The organism is Cytobacillus sp. FSL R5-0377, assembly GCF_038004385.1.
Taxonomy (GTDB): Bacteria; Bacillota; Bacilli; order Bacillales; family Cytobacillaceae; genus Cytobacillus.
This window is the reverse complement of the sequence record NZ_JBBORA010000001.1, coordinates 3,502,518-3,521,248: the sequence shown is the minus strand read 5'-3', so window position 1 is coordinate 3,521,248 and position 18,731 is coordinate 3,502,518. Positions and strand designations below refer to the sequence as shown.

Genomic DNA, 18,731 nt, shown 5'->3' with positions numbered 1-18,731 from the left:
TGTCGGTTGATTTCCACTCCAGGCTGTTCAGCGAACCGGGGCAGTCGGGGTAAGCCTCTGGGACGCAGGATTTTGAATAAGCTTCCATGGGTAACTCCTCAGGAGGAAAATGACAATTCGTTTCTAAGGGTCCCTTACGTTCCGCTGCAGTCAGCACAGTACTTAATTTACAAAAAACAACAATCCCTGGAAAACAGCCAAAATAAAAATCCCGCTGCAAATGCTGCGGGATTTTTTATTTACATATAGCTTTTTAATGCCGACCAGGCCTTGTCTTTTCCATAACCTGTTTCCGAGGAAAACATAATGATCTGATCATTCGGATCAATATCTAATGTTTCCTTTGTAATTTTCATATGTTTTTGCCATTTGGACTTCGGAATTTTATCCGCTTTTGTGGCAATCACTACACAAGGGATATCATAATGCTTTAAAAAGTTGTACATCATGACATCGTCACTTGTAGGAGGATGGCGCAAATCAACAATCAGCACAACAGCTTTTAACTGTTCTCTGCTTGTTAAGTATGTTTCTATCATCTTCCCCCATGCTTCACGTTCCTTTTTAGATACCTTTGCATACCCATAGCCCGGAACATCAACAAAGTGAAGAATCTCGTTAATAAGGTAAAAGTTCAGGGTTTGTGTCTTCCCTGGCTTAGAGGATATTCTGGCAAGTCCTCTTCGATTAAGCATTTTATTAATAAAAGAAGATTTGCCGACATTGGAACGGCCGGCAAGGGCAAATTCCGGCAAATCGCTTTCGGGATACTGATCAGGCTTGACTGCACTGATGACTATTTCTGAGCTTACTACTTTCATGCTTGTGCACCGCCATTCAGGGCATGTTTCAAGACTTCGTCCACATGTGATACCAGAACGAAATCAAGCTCTTCCCTGATGCTTTCAGGGATATCTTCAATGTCCTTTTCATTATCTTTAGGGAGGATGATCTTCGTCAATCCTGCACGATGGGCACTTAAAGATTTCTCTTTCAAACCGCCAATCGGAAGCACCCGGCCTCTTAATGTAATTTCCCCTGTCATCCCCACTTCTTTACGGATTGGTTTTCCTGACAGAGCAGAAACTAGGGCAGTTGTAATGGTTATTCCGGCAGATGGGCCGTCTTTCGGGACAGCCCCTTCTGGAACATGAATATGAATGTCATGCTTTTCATGGAAATTCTCATCAATGCCCAGTTCTTTCGCTTTTGAACGAACATAACTGAATGCCGCTTGAGCAGACTCTTTCATCACATCCCCCAGTTTGCCTGTAAGAACGAGCTTTCCTTTTCCGGGAGAAAGGGATACTTCAATTTGAAGGGTATCCCCGCCAACTGTTGTATAAGCCAGTCCTGTCGCAACACCAACCTGGTCTTCAAGCTCCGCCTGACCGTATCGGTATTTTGGTTTTCCAAGAAACTCTTCAGTATTTTTACCATTTACAATTACCTTCTTCTTTTCGCCGGATACGATAATTTTAGCCGTTTTTCTGCAGATAGTAGCCAGCTGGCGCTCCAAGCCCCGTACTCCTGCTTCGCGAGTATAATAGCGGACAACTTTCTGCAGCCCGTCCTCCCGAATCTGCAGCTGGGATTTGGAAAGTCCATGTTCTTTGATTTGCTTTGGCAGAAGGTGGTCTTTAGCTATATGAATCTTCTCCTGCTCTGTATAACCTGCTATCGTGATAACTTCCATTCTGTCCAGCAGCGGTCCAGGGATCGTGCTAAGATTGTTGGCAGTTGCTATAAACATGACCTTCGACAGATCATAGGTTTCTTCAATATAATGATCACTAAAATTATGGTTTTGCTCAGGGTCTAAAACCTCCAGCATTGCAGATGAAGGATCCCCTCGGAAGTCTGAGGACATTTTATCGATTTCATCTAGCAGGAATACAGGGTTGATTGTCCCTGCCTTTTTCATGCCCTGAATGATGCGGCCAGGCATGGCCCCAACATATGTCCTTCTATGTCCCCGAATCTCAGACTCATCCCGGACTCCGCCGAGGGAAACACGGACGAAATTCCTGTTTAGCGATGATGCAATCGAACGTGCAAGACTTGTTTTACCAACACCAGGAGGCCCTGAAAGACATAGGATTGGGCCTTTAAGGGAGTTCGTCAGCTTTTGCACTGCAAGGTACTCTAAAACCCGTTCCTTTACTTTTTCCAGGCCATAATGGTCTTCATTCAGGATTCTCTCAGCCTTCAGAATATCCAGATCATCTTCTGTTGACTTCGACCATGGCAATGTGACAAGCCACTCAATATAATTGCGGATTACCGCGCTTTCAGCTGAACTGGATGGAACCTTTTCATAGCGGTCAAGTTCTTTTAATGCGGTAAGCTGGACATGCTCAGGCATGCCGGCATTTTCAATTTTTTCCGTCAGCTCGGCAATTTCTCCTGTCTTGCCTTCCTTATCTCCCAGTTCTTTTTGGATTGCCTTCATTTGTTCACGCAAATAATATTCCTTCTGCGTCCGTTCCATTGATTTTTTCACACGCTGGCCGATCTTTTTCTCAAGGTTCAATACTTCTTTTTCATTATGGATGATTTCAATAACCTGATTCATGCGCTCTTTTACATCAATGGTTTCAAGAATCTCCTGTTTTTCCTTCAGCTTTAAAGGCAAGTGGGAAGAAATAATATCGGCCATGCGCCCCGGCTCTTCTATATCTGCTACAGAAGAGTACGTTTCGGCTGATATTTTCTTAGATACCTTTATGTATTGCTCAAAATACTCTAGCATAGTCCTCATCAGTGCCTGATCCTCAACGTCCTTTGTCTCAGGATCATCAAAAGCCTTCACACTAACAGAATAATGTTCAGTTTCGTCCTGAAAATCAATGATTTCCGCTCTCTTTAGCCCTTCAACAAGAACACGGATCGTACCGTTTGGAAGCTTGAGCATCTGCTTGACACGTGTTAGCGTGCCCATTCCATATAGATCATCTTCTGATGGTTCATCTATAGATATATCCTTTTGTGTTGTTAAGAATATTAAATGGTCATCTACCATTGCTTTTTCCAGAGCCTGAACCGATTTCTCACGGCCTACATCCAAGTGCAGAACCATGGTCGGATATACAAGCAAGCCCCGAAGCGGCAGGAGGGGGACGATGATTTCTTTCTTTTTCGCCATTCCATTGCACCTCCAAAATGCATCTTTTTAGCCCCATTATTGCTAATAATTTCTTTGTACAATTCTATCGTATTTAAATAGCAGTGTCTATTAAAGAGAAACAGCAAAAAGCCGTCTTTCAATGATATTCATTTATAATTACACTTTATCCTTCTTTACGCAAATAAAACTTCGGTTTGTAGCCTAAACTGCAAACCGAAGTTTCTGACCGCGATTAGCGGGAGGCGTTTATACAGCAGGTTTCCAGAGACTGCAAACCGGGCCACACATCATATGCTTTCTTTTTTCTGTAATTCGATTGACGCAGGTATAGCCTGCTCTTTGAGATACTCTTTTTGCAGCGCTGCCTCAAATACTTCATTCAAATGAGATACAGGGATAATCTTGATTCCTGTTATCTCCATTAAGATGGATTGCATATTTTCTTTTGGGATAATCACTGTCTTTGCTCCAGCCTTTTTGGCGGCCTTTACCTTTGGATATACGCCTCCAATTGGCTTTACATACCCATGAATGCTGATTTCCCCTGTCATAGCTACAGTATTGTCAACTGGCCGTTTATAAATGGCAGAGTAAATTCCTGTCGCCATGGCAATGCCTGCAGAAGGACCGTCAATTGGAACTCCGCCAGGGAAGTTGACATGAATATCATATTCGTCAGCCGGGACGCCCATTGATCTCAGAACTGTTATAACATTCTCAATGGAACCCCTGGCCATACTTTTCCTTCGAATTGACTTTCCTTGTCCGCCGATGCTCTCTTCTTCCACTATGCCTGTTATATTAATGCTGCCCTTCTCTTTTGCAGGAATCACAGTCACTTCGATATCAAGCAAGGCACCTGTGTTAGGCCCGTATACCGCAAGCCCGTTAACAAGGCCTACAGCAGCATGGGAATTGATTTTCCTCTCCATTCTCGGTGAAAGCTGACTCGATTGGACGACCCACTCAATATCTTCATCCTTTATGTAATCACGGTCCTCAGTGATGGCTAAACCAGCAGAGATTTGAATCATATTGACCGCTTCGCGCCCATTTCTCGCATAATTAGCAAGTATGCCAAGCCCATTCTCACTAATAGTAAGATTGACCTTTTCCGCAGCCTTTCCAGCTACAGCTATTATTTCTTCTTCCGATAACTCCCTGAAAAATACCTCCATGCACCTGGAACGAATGGCAGGAGGAATTTCATTAGGAGTTCTGGTAGTTGCTCCGATCAGGCGGAAGTCAGCCGGCAGACCATTTTTAAAAATATCATGAATATGGGTTGGTATTTGAGTGTTTTCTTCATTATAATAAGCGCTCTCCAAAAATACTTTCCTGTCTTCAAGCACTTTCAGAAGCTTATTCATCTGAATGGGATGAAGCTCACCGATTTCATCAATAAAAAGCACGCCTCCATGTGCATTTGTAACAGCCCCCTGTTTAGGCTGCGGAATTCCTGCCTGTCCCATTGCCCCTGCTCCCTGATAGATAGGATCATGCACAGAACCTATCAAAGGATCGGCAATACCCCTCTCATCAAACCTCGCCGTAGTGGCATCCAGTTCGACAAAGACAGAAGCTGCCTTAAAAGGTGATTTTGCATTTTTCTTGGCTTCTTCCAGAACCAATCTGGCTGCTGCCGTTTTTCCGACGCCCGGTGGACCATAAATAATAACATGCTGAGGATTGGGTCCGCACAATGCTGCTTTCAGAGACTTAATTCCGTCTTCCTGCCCCACAATGTCCGCAAAGCTGGATGGACGAACTTTTTCTGATAAAGGTTCAGTTAAAGAAATAGAACGCATCTTTTTTAATACATCCATTTCCTTCCTTGATTCACGGTCAATAGAAACTTTTTGTGTCCGCTGGCTCTTAAGCAAATTCCAAAAGTAAAGCCCAATGACAATTCCAAAAAATAATTGGATAAATAAAGCGATCCCCGTCCAACTCATTGTGTTCCCTCCTGCATTAATTGTTCTCCTTAATAATGCTAGTATCTCCCTGAGTGAGTTGGAATAAACAAGGAATTCATTTAAAAGTAAGGCAAGTAATAGGGGCCGAAAGGCGCAAAAAAATGGCCATGCCCCCTGGGGACTGGCCATTTTTCACTTACGCCGAAGTCTTGCGCTCTTCTTCTACAACTGTTCCGTCCTCCAGTACAAGCTTAGGAGAACCGTTATCTATAACCGTTTCTTTCGTAATAATGCACTTTTTAATATCTTCGCGAGAAGGAAGATCAAACATTACATCCAGCATAATTCCTTCAATAATAGAGCGCAGTCCGCGGGCACCAGTTTTTCTTTCAATTGCTTTTTTAGCAATTTCCTCAAGTGCGCCTTCTTCGAACTCAAGCTCAACATCATCGAGTTCAAGCATTTTCTGGTATTGTTTGACAAGAGCATTTTTAGGTTTGGTTAAAATCTCAATTAACGCCGCTTCATCAAGCTGGGAAAGGCTTGCAATAACTGGAAGACGTCCAATAAATTCAGGGATTAAGCCAAATTTCAGCAAGTCTTCAGGAAGTACTTTTGCAAGAAGATCCTTTGGTTCGATTTCTTTTTGGTTCTGGTCGGAACCAAAGCCAATTACCTTTTGGCCCAGACGGCGTTTAATAATTTGCTCAATGCCATCGAAGGCACCGCCGCAAATAAATAGGATATTAGTCGTGTCTATTTGGATAAATTCCTGATGAGGATGTTTGCGGCCGCCTTGTGGCGGTACACTTGCAACTGTTCCTTCAAGGATTTTCAACAGTGCCTGCTGTACACCTTCACCTGATACATCACGAGTGATGGACGGATTTTCCGACTTACGCGCAACTTTATCAATCTCATCAATATAAATGATTCCTTTTTCTGCCTTTTCCACATCATAATCTGCTGCCTGAATAAGCTTTAGGAGGATATTTTCCACATCTTCTCCGACATATCCTGCTTCAGTCAATGATGTTGCGTCTGCAATTGCAAATGGAACATTAAGAATACGGGCCAATGTCTGCGCCAGTAAGGTTTTACCGCTTCCTGTCGGACCGATCATGGCAATATTACTTTTTGATAGTTCTACTTCATCAATCTTGCTATTGGAATTGATGCGCTTATAATGATTGTATACCGCAACTGACAGCGATTTCTTTGCCTGCTCCTGGCCAATTACGTACTCATCCAGAATATCTCGGATTTCAGCCGGCTTTGGCACATCTTTAAACTCCACTTCTTCTTCTGTACCAAGTTCTTCTTCCACAATTTCAGTGCAAAGCTCAATACACTCATCACATATATATACTCCAGGTCCAGCAACAAGTTTACGGACCTGATCCTGTGTCTTGCCACAGAAAGAACACTTCAATTGCCCTTTTTCGTCATTAAATTTAAACAAATCCTTCACCCCTTGAAAAAACTTCAAAACGATATATTAAGCTTGCGGAATCACATGCAAATAGTTCTTTATTCAGCCATAGAAAGGTTGTGAATTAAGGCGGGCACTATGTCATTGCACGTGCGCACAGGCCGCTTTAATCATTTACACTTTCGTAAAAATCAAAACCTTCAGCAGTTATGTATTGCATTGTAACACATTTTTACAGTGGACAGGAAATGATAACTCTTAAAACATTTCAATTATGTATGGAGCAGCATGTAATAAATTTCCGCAAAGAAAAACAGGCTGAATTGTATATGTACTTTCATAAGCTTAACCAAAAATGGCTAAATTAAGTCGGCCCCCTGGACCGATTATTAAATTATCTATTTATATGTATTTGTATTCCTGTCCATGTCCATTATGCAGTAAAACTTTTTCACCAGGCAAAAGATACAAGGGAGATTTTCATTATGTATGGTCTTGATGGTATAAAACAAGGCACGATAAACTCGCGCCTTGTTTACTACTACTTCTATTATGCAACAGTTTTGCTGTTTTCCACAAGGAAATCTACTGCTTTTTTAATTTGAAGATCTGCTTTTAGGCCTTCAAGGCTTCCAAGAGCTTGTGTGATCTGGTCAGCAGACATGTTGTACATTTCTGCCATTTTGTTAAGTTCTTCTGTAACTTCTTCATCGCTTACTTCGATGTTTTCAGCTTTTGCGATTGCTTCAAGAGTCAAATTAACGCGGACGCGCTTTTCAGCTTCCTCTTTCATTTGCTCGCGAAGGGCCGCTTCATCCTGTCCGGAGAACTGGAAGTATAGTTCAAGGTTCATACCTTGCATTTGCAGACGCTGTTCGAACTCCTGCATCATGCGGTTAACTTCAGTTTCAACCATTGCAGCCGGGATTTCCATTTCTGCATTAGCAGCTGCTGCTTCAACAACAGTGTCGCGGACATGGTGCTCAGCTTCATGCTTCTTGCTTTCTTCTAAGCGAGTTTTAATTTTTTCTTTTAGTGCATCCAAAGTTTCCACTTCTTCGTCAGCATCTTTAGCAAACTCATCATCCAGCTCAGGAAGCTGTTTTGTTTTGATTTCATGTACAGTTACTTTGAAAGTTGCAGGCTTGCCAGCAAGCTCAGCAGCATGGTATTCCTCAGGGAAAGAAACTTCAACATCCTTAGATTCTCCGGCAGCAGCACCAATCAGCTGCTCTTCAAATCCAGGGATGAATTGTCCTGAACCAAGTTCTAAAGAATAGTTTTCAGCTTTTCCGCCTTCGAACGCTTCGCCATCAACGAATCCTTCAAAGTCCATAACAACTGTGTCGCCATTTTCAGCTTTTCCATCTTCTTTAACGGCAAGTTCAGCTTGTCTTTCCTGAAGTGAAGCAAGCTCTTTGTTCACATCTTCTTCTGTTACTTCTGTTTCAAGTGGCTTTACTTCAAGAGCTTTGTATTCGCCAAGCTTTACTTCAGGCTTAACAGTAACTGTAGCTTTGAAAATAAGGCTTTTTCCTTTTTCAATCTGTTCAACATCGATTTCAGGGCGATCCACAGGCTCAATGCCAGTCTCATCGATTGCATTAGCATAAGCTTCAGGAAGAAGATAATCCACTGCATCCTGGTATAAAGATTCTACTCCGAAACGCTTTTCAAACATTCCGCGAGGCATTTTCCCTTTACGGAATCCAGGTACATTTACTTGCTTTACTACTTTTTTGAATGCAGCGTCTAAACCTTCAGTTACTTTCTCTGCATCTACTTCAATTGTAAGAACCCCGCGGTTCCCTTCTAACTTTTCAAATTTAGCAGACATACAATCTTTCCCTCCAAAAATCTATTATCATTTCATTCATGACAGAATGTTATGAATATCTCTTGTTTTCAAGCCATATTCATTTAATAACAATGTATATATACACATAATACAACCATTATATTATAACATACACTCTCCGTCTTTCAACATTGAAGGTTAAATATTGGGATAAGAAATTTCTTCTATCTTTCTTATAAAGCCAAGAGCCTCTGCTATTTCTTGTTCAGGAGCATCATATATATCAGCAATCTTGCTTAGCGAACTGTTTAAGCCATGATACTCATTTGAGAGCATATGGTATGCCGCTGCCCAGGACGCAGCATTTTCCGGGGGAACTTCAAGCGGATATAGCAGGAAAAAGTGCCTTTCTGCAATGCTCTTTGTATTTTCAAATAGCACCGGATCTTCCTGCTCAAGCTGAATCTCCAGTTTATTGACTATTTTTAATAGCATAGGCTGCTGATGTACCGGGGGCAGTTCGGCAGGATTCACCTGAATGCTTTTATCAAACTTACGGATCTTTACATATTTTTCATACCCATGCTCAGAAAGGACATTTAACAGTATCGTTTTAAAAAATGGATTTCCTTCCTTCGCTTCCAAATAGGCTTTAATATCTTCTGCATAGGGCCTGATGTTATGTTCTGCCAGCTGTGCAGCAATCTGCATTTGTTCATGCTGGTCCTGGTAGGAAAACAGATTGAGCTTCCTGCTGCTGGATTCATCCAGATCGGGTACTTCGATCTCGGTTTCAGAAGGTGAAGCAGCCATCTTTCTGCTAAACTCAAGCAATCTGCTAAAATGCTCAAATTTCTCCTTTGGAATCTCCCTTTCTTCAAGCAAAACCTCAATTGTTGCTGCAATCTCATTGTATTGGTGCAGCTGCACAAGGATCATTAAATAAAGATCCATTACTTGTATGTAATCCCCCATGCCTGTCTGAAGCATTTTATTTGCCAGTTCTTTTGCCTTTTCCAGAGCTCCGGCTTCAAAATATGCCAGAACGAGCCCAATATGGACATCCGTATTCTCAGGCTCCATCTCCAGTGCTTCTTCAAAGAACCGGATTGATTCCTTATACCTTTTCTGCTGAAAGGACTCAAGCCCCTTTTCCAGCAATCGTTTCTCAAGGCCGGGAAATAGAATGATTTTATTTTTTTGTTTTTTCTGATCCCGCTTTCCCATGCTAAAATCGCCTCAACTTGTATTTTTGAAGTTAGTGTAGCATGAAATAGCACAAAAACAAAAAGATTCATGGTTTCATGCCATGAATCTTTTATAGGTACCTACTGTACCGTATTCTGTTTTTCTTCGTAACTTGAAATGCTGCTTTCCAATTGAAGAGTAATCTCTACTTCATCCCATCCGTTAATAAGCATTTTTTTCCAGTATTCATTAATTGTAAATGATGCTGAAAAATTATAGTCATCTTCAATGACTTCATTTTGCAAATCAATCTTCAGATCATATGGCTGATTTTTGGCACGTCCGAGCAAATAATCGACTGTTTCAGCCGGCAGAGTGATTGGCAAAAGTCCATTTTTTAAGCAATTTTGATGAAAAATATCGGCAAATGAAGGTGCAATGATTACCTTGAAACCATAATCCCCTAAAGCCCATGGCGCGTGCTCCCTGGAAGATCCGCATCCAAAATTTTCATTTGCAATGAGGATGGAAGCATCTTGATTCTCCGGCTTATTCAATTCAAACTCCGGGTTAGGCTGTCCTTCTTTAGTATATCTCCAATCATAAAAAAGATATTGCCCAAACCCCGTTTTCTCAATTCTTTTTAGAAATTGCTTCGGGATAATCTGATCAGTATCCACATTGGCTCTATCCATTGCAGCAGCTTTTCCCTGAAGTGTTTTAAATCCGCTCATTTTGTTCTCCTCCTTCTTAATGGACAGTTTCTTTACTCAGCAAAGCACCTACGTCCACAAAGTGTCCGTATAAAGCTGCTGCGGCAGCCATTAACGGGCTGACAAGATGCGTTCTTGCCCCTGAACCCTGACGTCCTTCAAAATTACGGTTTGAGGTTGACGCACAATGCTCGCCGTTTGGCACAATATCATTATTCATGCTCAAGCACATGCTGCAGCCTGATTCTCTCCATTCAAATCCAGCCTGCTGAAAGATAAGGTCCAGTCCCTCTGCCTCTGCCTGCTTCTTGACCTGCTGTGATCCTGGAACGACAAGTGCACGGACTTGAGGATGAACCTTTTTCCCTCTTATAATTTCAGCGGCCTGTTTTAGGTCTTCCAGCCGCGAATTTGTGCAGGATCCTATAAAAACATGCTGTATTTGAATGTCTTCAATTCTTTGACCTTCCTGCAATGCCATATATTCTAACGCTCTTGATAATGATTTCTTTTCAAGCTCGTTTTTGCATTCCTCAAGTTTTGGAATTTGATCATTCACCTTGGAAGTCATAGATGGATTCGTGCCCCAGCTGACCATTGGTGCAATATCAGCGGCATCAATTTGAATCGTTTTATCATATTGTGCATCAGGATCGGATACTAGCTCCTTCCACTTCTCGACTGCATGCGCAAAATCTGCTCCTTTTGGTGCATACTTTCGATCTTGAAGATACGCAAATGTCGTCTCATCAGGATTAACCAGACCCGCTCTTGCTCCTCCCTCAATGGACATATTGCAAATCGTCATTCTTTCTTCCATTGACATGTTTGCAATTGTCTCCCCGCAATATTCAATAATATGGCCAGTACCAAAACCAATTCCATTCCTGGCAATAATATAAAGGATGACATCTTTAGCCGTAACACCTTTTTTCAGCTCGCCGTTTATCTCCAGTTTTAATGTTTTTGGTTTGCTCTGCCATAAAGTTTGGGTAGCCAGGACATGCTCAACTTCACTTGTTCCAATTCCGAAGGCGATTGATCCAAAAGCTCCATGGGTGGATGTATGGCTGTCCCCGCAAACAATCGTCATGCCTGGCTGAGTAAGCCCCAGCTCCGGCCCTATGACATGGACAATCCCTTGTTCAGGACTATCCAGTCCAGCAAGTGGGATGCCGAATTCATGGCAGTTTTTTTCCAAGGTGGTCATTTGGTTTAAGGCGACAGGATCGCTGATAACTGTCCTGTTATCAGTTGGTATATTGTGATCAACTGTGGCAAATGTTTTATCAGGCCTTCTCACTTTCCTGTTTTTCATTCTTAAGCCGGAAAATGCCTGAGGGGAAGTTACTTCATGCACTAAGTGGAGGTCTATGTACATAAGATCCGGCTTCCCTTCTTCCCTATGGACTACATGCTTTTCCCAAATCTTATCTATTATTGATTTTCCCATTCCTGCTGCACTCCCTTTTTAAAAGAAACACGGCCGAGGTTGGCCGTGTCCCAGTTTTTTAAATCAGCTGAACTAGTGTCCAGAGTCTCTCACAGCTTTTATGCATAAGCCCCCATAATATTTAGAATTGCTTCGTTATCCAAAAGGGTAGCCTTCACCTCTTCAATCATTTCTGAAGTAGTGACAACCTTCTTTCCAAATGAAACAATATCTTTCGTACGATAGCCGGCTTCAAGCACTTGGTTAACTGCATTTTCAACCGCTTCCGCTTCCTCTTCCATTCCGAAAGATAAACGGAGCATCATGGCTGCTGATAAAATCATGGCAATTGGATTAGCCGCATTCATCCCTTGAATATCTGGTGCTGACCCATGAATTGGCTCGTATAAGTATGGCCCATTCTCCGAAATGCTGGCAGAAGGAAGCATCCCTAAAGAACCGGTCAATACAGAGGCTTCATCGCTAAGAATGTCACCGAACATATTCTCTGTTACGACAACATCAAACCTTTTCGGGTTTTTAATCATTTGCATAGCCGCGTTATCAACAAGCATATGCTCAAGAACGACATCCGGGTATTCCTTTGCGATGTCCTCTGCAACTTCTCTCCACATTCGGCTTGATTCCAGGACATTTGCCTTATCAACGGAAGTCACTTTTGCACGCCGTTTTGAGGCAAGTTCAAACGCCAGTTTAATGACACGGCGCATTTCTTCTTTTTGATAGTACAAAGTGTCCACTACAGCGTCTTTTCCGTTTTGCTGTGTCCTTTCGCTTGGCTTTCCAAAATAAAGCCCGCCGGTTAATTCTCTGACCATCAGCATATCCACGCCTTCAATTACTTCATTTTTTAACGGAGAAGTATCGGAAAGGCTTGGATAATATTGAGTTGGCCGCAAATTAGCATATAGGTTTAATTCCTTGCGGATCCCTAAGAGACCCTTTTCCGGACGAAGGTGGGGAGGCTGCCGGTCCCATTTAGGACCGCCAACTGCACCCAGCATGACCGCATCGCTTTCTTTGCAAAGCGCGAGTGTTTCATTAGGCAGCGGAGTTCCAGTGGCATCAATAGCTGAACCGCCGATGTTGCCATATGAAAATTGGAATTGATGTCCGAACCGTTCACCAACAGCCTGCAGGACTTCAATTGCACCCTTTACCACTTCTTTGCCGATCCCATCTCCTGGAAGTACTGCGATACGTTTTTTCATTTTAATCCCTCCGTCTGATTATTTGTTTATGATTTTAGAATTTTAGTTTTCAGTTTTTCTGCAGCGCATTCCCTGTTCAGAGGACGATCAATTCGCCTCTACCGTCTGCGCCTGTACTTTTTCTTTCATATATATCACTCTATTAACTGCGTTCAAGTAAGCTTTCGAGGATGCTTCGAGTACATCCTGGGCCAAACCGCGCCCGCTGCTTTCCATTCCGTCATAATTCAGTTTCACATAAACCTGCGCTAAAGCATCTCTTCCTGCACCTACGGATTGTATACGGTAATCAAGCAGATTAGCTGTTCCATTTAAGCATTTTTCCAATGTGTTATACAGCGCTTCGATGCTTCCTGCTCCGGTACCTGCTTCCTGGATCACTTCGTTGTTTGATCCTGAAAGAGTAACTGTTGCTGTCGGAACAGAATTTGTTCCATATTGAATTTGGATTCCGATTAAATCATAGAACCGCTGCTCCCTTGAGAGCTTCTCTTCAAGAACGATCGCTGCAAGGTCCTCGTCTGTCATTTCTTTTTTGCGGTCAGCTAAATCTTTAAAAACTGTGAACAGCCGATTCGCTTCTTCATCTGCAACTTCCAGACCCAGTTCCTTAAGCCGGTTCTTAAAGGCATGGCGCCCGGAATGTTTTCCCAATACCATGGAGTTGGATTGGAATCCGACTAGATCAGGGGAAATGATTTCATACGTTGTTTTTTCTTTCAATACTCCGTCCTGATGAATGCCTGATTCATGTGCAAAAGCATTCCTGCCGACAATCGCTTTATTGGCTGGCACCACCATACCTGTCAGCTTTGAGATCAGACTGCTCGTTCTGCTTATTTCCTGAAGATTCAGACGTGTCGAAGCCTGATAATGTTCATTCCGGATGTATAGAGCTACTGCAAGCTCCTCAAGCGCCGCATTCCCGGCTCTTTCACCAATTCCATTAATTGTGCCCTCAATCTGTGTTGCTCCATTTTCTATAGCTGAAAGCGAATTTGCTATTGCCATTCCCAAGTCATCATGGCAATGAGCTGACAGGGCTACCTTATCAATAGAAGGAACATGATTTCTTAAGTACTGAAAAATTTCGCCATACTCCTGTGGGGTTGTGTAACCGACTGTATCCGGTATGTTGATAATTCTCGCACCAGCTTGGATGACCTTCTCAATAATCTCTGCAAGAAATGGTAATTCTGTCCGGGTAGCATCCTCTGCAGACCATTGGACGATTGGGAATTTTGAAGCAGCATACTTAACTGTTTCCACTGCTGTTTCAACCACTTCTTCTTTCGTTTTCTTCAGCTTATATTGCCTGTGAATCGGAGAGGTTGCCAGGAATGTATGTATCCTCGGCTCAGCTCCGTCCTTTAGCGCTCCCCATGCAGCGTCTATATCAGAGATAACTGCTCTTGCCAATCCTGTGACCGAGCAATTTTTAATCGTCTGGGCAATATTCTGTACTGATGCAAAATCCCCTTTCGAAGCTGCAGGAAAACCCGCCTCAATAATATCAACGTTCAAACGCTCCAGCTGTCTTGCAATCTCTAATTTTTCAGAAAAATTAAGATTTACACCGGCCGATTGTTCGCCATCTCTTAATGTAGTATCGAATATCTTAATTGTTGGCACTTACAACCACTTCCTTTTTCTTGCTGCTATTAACAAAAGGCATCATTTTGCGAAGTTCCCTTCCAACCTGCTCGATCGGATGCTCATTTTCTCTTTGATTCACCGCATTGAATACCGGGCGATTTGCCTGGTTCTCCAAAATCCATCCTTTTGCAAAATTGCCTTCCTGAATGTCTTTCAATACTGCCTTCATTTCCTCTTTCACTCTTGCATCAACTACCCGTGGTCCGCTGACAAAGTCTCCCCATTGAGCAGTATCTGAGATTGAATAACGCATTCCTTCCAGACCGCCTTCATACATAAGGTCAACGATGAGCTTCAGCTCATGCAGACATTCAAAGTATGCCAGTTCCGGCTGATAGCCAGCTTCCGTAAGAGTTTCAAATCCTGCTTTCACCAAAGAAGTCAGCCCGCCGCACAACACTGCCTGTTCTCCAAACAGATCTGTCTCGGTTTCTTCTTTGAACGTTGTTTCCAATGCACCGGCTCGAAGAGATCCAATGGCTTTCGCATAAGCAAGGGCCAGTTCCTTCGCTTCCCCCGTTACGTCCTGATGGACTGCAAACAGTGCCGGAACACCTGCATCCTGTTCATATGTTCTTCTGACCAAATGCCCTGGTCCTTTAGGAGCTACAAGCAGCACATCACACTCTTTTGGAGGCACAATCTGGTTAAAATGAATATTAAATCCATGTGCAAACATCAATGCCTGGTTTGATAGATTTGGTTCAATTTCTTCCTTGTATACTTTTGGCTGGAGTTCATCCGGCAATAAGATCATCACTACATCAGACTGTGCAGCTGCCTCAGCTACAGAATATACCTGGAAGCCGTCTTCCACTGCCTTTTCCCAAGACTTCCCTTTTCTAAGACCGATTACAACCTCAACTCCGCTGTCCCTCATGTTTAACGCATGCGCATGTCCCTGTGATCCATAACCGATAACCGCTACTTTCTTTCCGTTTAAATATGCTGCATTTGAATCTCCGTTATAGTACATTTTTGCCATGTTTTATCTCCCTCTCCGATTAAAGTTTTTATTTTTAGCGAAATTAAACTATAGAATATGATTTGGTCTGCTGGGATGGACGCTGTGTTCCTCTAGGGAATGCTGTTGTTCCCGTCCGGGCTAGCTCTTTGATGCCATATGGTTTAATGAGATCAATGAAAGCTTCTACTTTATCAGATTCACCTGTAATCTGAACAGTCATGCTATCCTTGCTGACATCTATAACAGAAGCTCTGAAAGGTTCAATTAAAGAGTAAATTTCATTTCTTGTATATGGGACTGCCTGAACTTTAATAAGGGCAAGCTCTCTTGCGACAATCGACTGATCCGTGATATCAGTGACCTTTATTACATCGATTTGCTTGTTCAGTTGTTTTGTAATTTGCTCACTGGCACCGGAGTCTTCAACATGGACCACACAAGTGATGCGCGACATCCCTTCATGTTCTGACAAGCCAACTGAAATGCTCTCAATATTAAAGTTTCTTTTGGAAAATAGATTAGTAATTCTGTTTAGAACACCTGGCCGATTCATCACAGTCAGGCATATGATTCGTTTCATGGTTTTACACCTGCCATTTCATGAAGTCCTTTTCCTGGTGCAATCATCGGATACACATTTTCATCCGAATCAACCCTGAAATCGATTAGCACCGGTTCACGGTTATGAAGCACTTCATCCAGCACCTCTTCAGCTTCACCTTCAGATTGAACGACATATCCTTTTATCCCGTAAGCTTCTGCCAATTTTACGAAAGATGGCTGTACAGGGATTTTGCTGTGTGAGAAACGTGATTCATAAAAGATCTCCTGCCATTGCCGGACCATGCCAAGGGCCATATTATTGAATATTATGATTTTTACCGGCAGATTCAGTTCCTGGATAATAGCAAGCTCCTGTGTTGACATTTGGAATCCTCCGTCACCGCAAATGGCGAGGACGCATGCTTCCGGGTCAGCCAGCTGCGCTCCAATGCTTGCCGGAAAACCAAATCCCATTGTCCCAAGCCCTCCTGAAGTCACCCATCTGTCAGCATTATTAAAGCGATAGTATTGGGCTGCCCACATTTGATGCTGTCCTACATCTGTTACGACGATGGCATTCCCTTCCGTTTTTGAATGAAGCATTTCCATGACCTTCTGGGGTTTCAGCCGTTCTGATTCTTTATCATAGTAATATGGATATTCCTCCTGCCACCTTTGGATGGTTTCCATCCATTCTTTATGGGCCGGAGGTTTTCCAACCTGCAGAATCAGCTCTTCAAGTGCTTCTTTTGCATCTGCAACGATTGGAATGGACGTAGGAACATTTTTGCCGATTTCTGCTGGGTCAATATCAATATGGGCGACTGTTGCATGTGGTGCGAAATGCTGTAAATTCCCTGTTAGTCTATCATCAAACCGGGCTCCGATATTTATCAGCAAATCACATTCCGTAAGTCCCATATTGGCCGCATAACAGCCATGCATTCCTGCCATACCGATGAATAATGGATGGTTAGCAGGAAATCCGCCGAGGCCCAGAAGAGTGTGGATAACAGGAATCTGCTGCTGCTCTGCATACTCTTTTAACTCTTTGGATGCTCTGCCATGAAGCACACCGGCACCAGCCAAAATGACGGGCTTCTTCGATCTGCTGACTGCTTCAGTTAATTTCCTTATTTGCAGGTAATTTGGTTTTAATGTTGGCTGATATCCCGGCAGATTCACTTCCTTTTCGTCCTCAGGCTGAGCTGTAATTCCTGCAGCGATATCCTTGGGAATATCGATAAGAACTGGACCCGGCCTGCCGGTGGAAGCTATATAAAAAGCTTCTTTAACGATTCTCGGGATATCTTCAATGCTGCGGACCTGATAATTGTATTTTGTAATTGGAGTGGTTATCCCCAGGATATCAGCCTCCTGAAAGGCGTCTGATCCAATGACTCCCGTTGCCACCTGGCCTGTAAAAACAATCAGCGGCAGTGAATCCATCATTGCGTCTGCAAGACCGGTAACAATATTAGTGGCTCCCGGCCCCGAAGTGGCAATCACGACACCCGGCTTTCCAGATATCCTGGCATACCCTTCAGCAGCATGAATTCCTCCCTGTTCATGACGCGGCAGCACATGAAGAATCTTTGAATGATACAGTTTGTCATAAAGCGGAAGGACCGCTCCTCCAGGATAACCAAAAATCACTTCAACATTTTCTTTCTCCAAGGCTTTTAATAACAGATCAGCGCCGGTGACAGGATGTGTCTCCGTTTTTGTTTCTGTTAAGGCAGCTTCCTGCAGCATTTGTTGATAACCTCCCCTTGTTTTAAAACTCCAATATAAAAAGCCCTTCCACCCCTAAAGAAACCCAACGATTGTAGGTATAAGGGATGAAAAGGCTTTGATCACCTGTTCCACGGTACCACCCTGATTCACGCTTATGATGCGTGCACTCATGAACAGCAATATGCTGTTCGTTTTGATAACGGGTGAAGAACACCCGGCAGCCCCTAGTCGGTCATCTTTCAGGACTGCGCTCAGAGGTGAGTTCATTTTATGAAGGCATTACCGGGTTTCAGCAGATCCGGCTCTCTGTGAATGCCTGTCATAAAACTACTTATCCTCTTCTACGCTTTTCCTATTCTGTGATTCAACTTCAACACAACAACGCTTTAAACCATTGAATTTTACAGTTAAAAAAACTCGAAATTTCATAGCTAGATAGATTTCACTAAGATGAAGTTTGTTTAATTGATGATGTGAATTTCTTATATTGAGGACTATCTTACGCCCATTTTCACCTGCCGTCAACACCCTTTTAGCGAATTGTTAGATAATTTTGATTAATCTGTTTTTGTGTATACGCTTACATTGTTGATATATTCACATTCCTTGGGACAAAAAATTTTTATATTTTTAATAAGGGAGATAACAGATTTGATGAGGATTATAGAGGCTATTAAAAACATACTAAGAGGTTCCCGACGTACAAACTTGATAAAAACAAAAAAACCCACCAAAAAGGTGAGTAAAAGTTCGGTAAGATATGTAGTGTTTCCAGATGTGTAAATGGCGTCCCAGGAGAGATTCGAACTCCCGATTGCTCATAAACGTTAGGTACAAAACGTTGGCCTATACGTAAGTTGAATCGGTCATTGAACGAACTCGACCGGTTAACGCAATCTTACCATTATATGTTGGTATCCGTCAATCCATTTCGATTAAGTACGCTGTGTCGAAATAGACGGGAAGTTCTATTAAGGAGAGTTATTTTCA

13 protein-coding genes and 1 other annotated feature are annotated in these 18,731 nt (G+C 42.7%); all 13 genes read right to left on the bottom strand.

The features are described 5' to 3' along the window. Positions 1 to 239: 239 nt before the first annotated feature. The 13 genes from yihA to ilvB all read right to left on the bottom strand — a co-directional run bounded on the left by yihA (position 240) and on the right by ilvB (position 17,759). Positions 240 to 821, bottom strand: a complete 582-nt coding sequence (gene yihA, locus NSQ49_RS17890; protein ID WP_251284713.1) for a ribosome biogenesis GTP-binding protein YihA/YsxC — start codon at positions 819 to 821, stop codon at positions 240 to 242. Further along, positions 818 to 3,145: an endopeptidase La gene (gene lon / locus NSQ49_RS17885; protein WP_159863345.1), complete on the bottom strand. Its 2,328-nt coding sequence runs from the start codon at positions 3,143 to 3,145 to the stop codon at positions 818 to 820. Before lon ends, yihA begins: the two co-directional genes overlap by 4 nt. A 269-nt stretch (positions 3,146 to 3,414) precedes the next feature. Next, positions 3,415 to 5,082 carry an ATP-dependent protease LonB gene (gene lonB, locus NSQ49_RS17880; protein WP_251284714.1) on the bottom strand — a complete coding sequence of 556 codons (1,668 nt, stop codon included), beginning with the start codon at positions 5,080 to 5,082 and terminating at the stop codon, positions 3,415 to 3,417. A 157-nt stretch (positions 5,083 to 5,239) separates the two neighbouring features. Further along, positions 5,240 to 6,505 carry an ATP-dependent protease ATP-binding subunit ClpX gene (gene clpX / locus NSQ49_RS17875; protein ID WP_076257323.1) on the bottom strand — a complete coding sequence of 422 codons (1,266 nt, stop codon included), beginning with the start codon at positions 6,503 to 6,505 and terminating at the stop codon, positions 5,240 to 5,242. 520 nt (positions 6,506 to 7,025) lie between these two features. Next, positions 7,026 to 8,312, bottom strand: a complete 1,287-nt coding sequence (gene tig, locus NSQ49_RS17870) for a trigger factor (protein ID WP_159863347.1) — start codon at positions 8,310 to 8,312, stop codon at positions 7,026 to 7,028. Positions 8,313 to 8,471: 159 nt separating this feature from the next. Further along, positions 8,472 to 9,500, bottom strand: coding sequence for a tetratricopeptide repeat protein (locus NSQ49_RS17865; RefSeq protein ID WP_251284715.1), 1,029 nt, complete (start codon positions 9,498 to 9,500; stop codon positions 8,472 to 8,474). Positions 9,501 to 9,601: 101 nt separating this feature from the next. Continuing rightward, positions 9,602 to 10,195, bottom strand: coding sequence for a 3-isopropylmalate dehydratase small subunit (leuD, locus tag NSQ49_RS17860; RefSeq protein WP_251284716.1), 594 nt, complete (start codon positions 10,193 to 10,195; stop codon positions 9,602 to 9,604). A gap of 16 nt (positions 10,196 to 10,211) precedes the next feature. Next, complete coding sequence (leuC, locus tag NSQ49_RS17855; RefSeq protein WP_159863350.1) at positions 10,212 to 11,627, bottom strand: 3-isopropylmalate dehydratase large subunit; 1,416 nt, start codon at positions 11,625 to 11,627, stop codon at positions 10,212 to 10,214. A gap of 98 nt (positions 11,628 to 11,725) precedes the next feature. After that, positions 11,726 to 12,838 (bottom strand): 3-isopropylmalate dehydrogenase, encoded by a 1,113-nt coding sequence (gene leuB, locus NSQ49_RS17850; protein ID WP_251284717.1) that lies wholly within the window; start codon positions 12,836 to 12,838, stop codon positions 11,726 to 11,728. A gap of 87 nt (positions 12,839 to 12,925) precedes the next feature. Beyond that, a complete protein-coding gene (locus NSQ49_RS17845) occupies positions 12,926 to 14,470 on the bottom strand; it encodes a 2-isopropylmalate synthase (protein WP_251284718.1) in 1,545 nt (514 codons plus the stop codon). Beyond that, a complete protein-coding gene (ilvC, locus tag NSQ49_RS17840; protein ID WP_159863353.1) occupies positions 14,457 to 15,479 on the bottom strand; it encodes a ketol-acid reductoisomerase in 1,023 nt (340 codons plus the stop codon). Before ilvC ends, NSQ49_RS17845 begins: the two co-directional genes overlap by 14 nt. A 43-nt stretch (positions 15,480 to 15,522) precedes the next feature. Then, positions 15,523 to 16,041, bottom strand: coding sequence for an acetolactate synthase small subunit (gene ilvN / locus NSQ49_RS17835; protein ID WP_251284719.1), 519 nt, complete (start codon positions 16,039 to 16,041; stop codon positions 15,523 to 15,525). Then, positions 16,038 to 17,759 (bottom strand): acetolactate synthase large subunit, encoded by a 1,722-nt coding sequence (ilvB, locus tag NSQ49_RS17830; protein ID WP_251284720.1) that lies wholly within the window; start codon positions 17,757 to 17,759, stop codon positions 16,038 to 16,040. Before ilvB ends, ilvN begins: the two co-directional genes overlap by 4 nt. 79 nt (positions 17,760 to 17,838) lie before the next feature. After that, positions 17,839 to 18,094, bottom strand: a binding site (T-box leader). Positions 18,095 to 18,731: the final 637 nt, after the last annotated feature.